Below are 1121 nucleotides of genomic sequence, written 5' to 3'. Positions count from 1 at the left end.
GATCAAACTCTCCAATAAAGTGTTTAATCTGTCTCTTGCTTGTTTAAAACTGACGGAATTAATTTAATTCCTTACCTATGCTTTTGTTCAGTTTTCAAAGAGCTTTGATGTCTCACAGAGACATTTATTGATTTTACGCATTAAAAAAGAAAATGTCAACACATTTTCTAAAAATGGTGGAGCTTAGCGGGATCGAACCGCTGACCTCCTGCGTGCAAGGCAGGCGCTCTCCCAGCTGAGCTAAAGCCCCATGTTTTAGATATGAGATAAGATGGTCGGGAAGACAGGATTTGAACCTGCGACCCCCTGGTCCCAAACCAGGTGCTCTACCAAGCTGAGCCACTTCCCGTTATATGGCGCGCCCTGAGAGATTCGAACTCCCGACCTTTTGATTCGTAGTCAAACACTCTATCCAGCTGAGCTAAGGGCGCATATATAATTTAAAAATCTAGAATGGTACCGAGGGCCGGACTCGAACCGGCACGATAGTCACCTACCGCAGGATTTTAAGTCCTGTGTGTCTGCCATTCCACCACCCCGGCAGCATTATGGAGCGGAAGACGGGATTCGAACCCGCGACCCCCACCTTGGCAAGGTGGTATTCTACCACTGAACTACTTCCGCATGCTTATTTAAAAATTGTGGAATTCATTATGAAATTAATATGGTGCGGGTGAAGGGACTCGAACCCCCACGTCAATGACACTAGATCCTAAGTCTAGCGCGTCTGCCAATTCCGCCACACCCGCATATTAATTTGAAAATGGTGAGCCATGAAGGACTCGAACCTTCGACCCTCTGATTAAAAGTCAGATGCTCTACCGACTGAGCTAATGGCTCTCAAAAGTGGTGCCGGCTAGAGGACTTGAACCCCCAACCTACTGATTACAAGTCAGTTGCTCTACCAATTGAGCTAAACCGGCGTAAATGGTGGAGGATGACGGGATCGAACCGCCGACCCCCTGCTTGTAAGGCAGGTGCTCTCCCAGCTGAGCTAATCCTCCGTATGTAAGCCTGGCCACGTCCTACTCTTACAGGGGGAAACCCCCAACTACCATCGGCGCTGAAGAGCTTAACTTCCGTGTTCGGTATGGGAACGGGTGTGGCCTCTTCGCCATCAT

9 tRNA genes and 1 rRNA gene are annotated in these 1121 nt (G+C 48.5%); all 10 read right to left on the bottom strand.

What is annotated here, in order from left to right:
* Positions 1-174: 174 nt before the first annotated feature.
* Positions 175-250, bottom strand: a tRNA-Ala gene (locus ACFQPF_RS11420).
* Between the two features lie 22 nt (positions 251-272).
* Positions 273-349: transfer RNA gene (locus ACFQPF_RS11415), tRNA-Pro, on the bottom strand.
* A gap of 5 nt (positions 350-354) precedes the next feature.
* Positions 355-431 (bottom strand) — tRNA-Arg (locus ACFQPF_RS11410).
* 23 nt (positions 432-454) lie between these two features.
* Positions 455-542 (bottom strand) — tRNA-Leu (locus ACFQPF_RS11405).
* 7 nt (positions 543-549) lie between these two features.
* Positions 550-624, bottom strand: a tRNA-Gly gene (locus tag ACFQPF_RS11400).
* A 41-nt stretch (positions 625-665) separates the two neighbouring features.
* A tRNA-Leu gene (locus ACFQPF_RS11395) sits at positions 666-749 on the bottom strand.
* Positions 750-764: 15 nt separating this feature from the next.
* A tRNA-Lys gene (locus ACFQPF_RS11390) sits at positions 765-840 on the bottom strand.
* A gap of 7 nt (positions 841-847) precedes the next feature.
* Positions 848-923 (bottom strand) — tRNA-Thr (locus tag ACFQPF_RS11385).
* A 5-nt stretch (positions 924-928) separates the two neighbouring features.
* Positions 929-1004, bottom strand: a tRNA-Val gene (locus ACFQPF_RS11380).
* 8 nt (positions 1005-1012) lie between these two features.
* Positions 1013-1121, bottom strand: a 5S ribosomal RNA gene (rrf, locus tag ACFQPF_RS11375); the annotation flags it as partial.

The sequence above is a fragment of the Fictibacillus iocasae genome, from assembly GCF_042665465.1.
Lineage (GTDB): Bacteria > Bacillota > Bacilli > Bacillales > Fictibacillaceae > Fictibacillus > Fictibacillus iocasae.
Note: the sequence above shows the minus strand (reverse complement) of the source record. Positions and strands in the feature narration are given on the sequence as shown.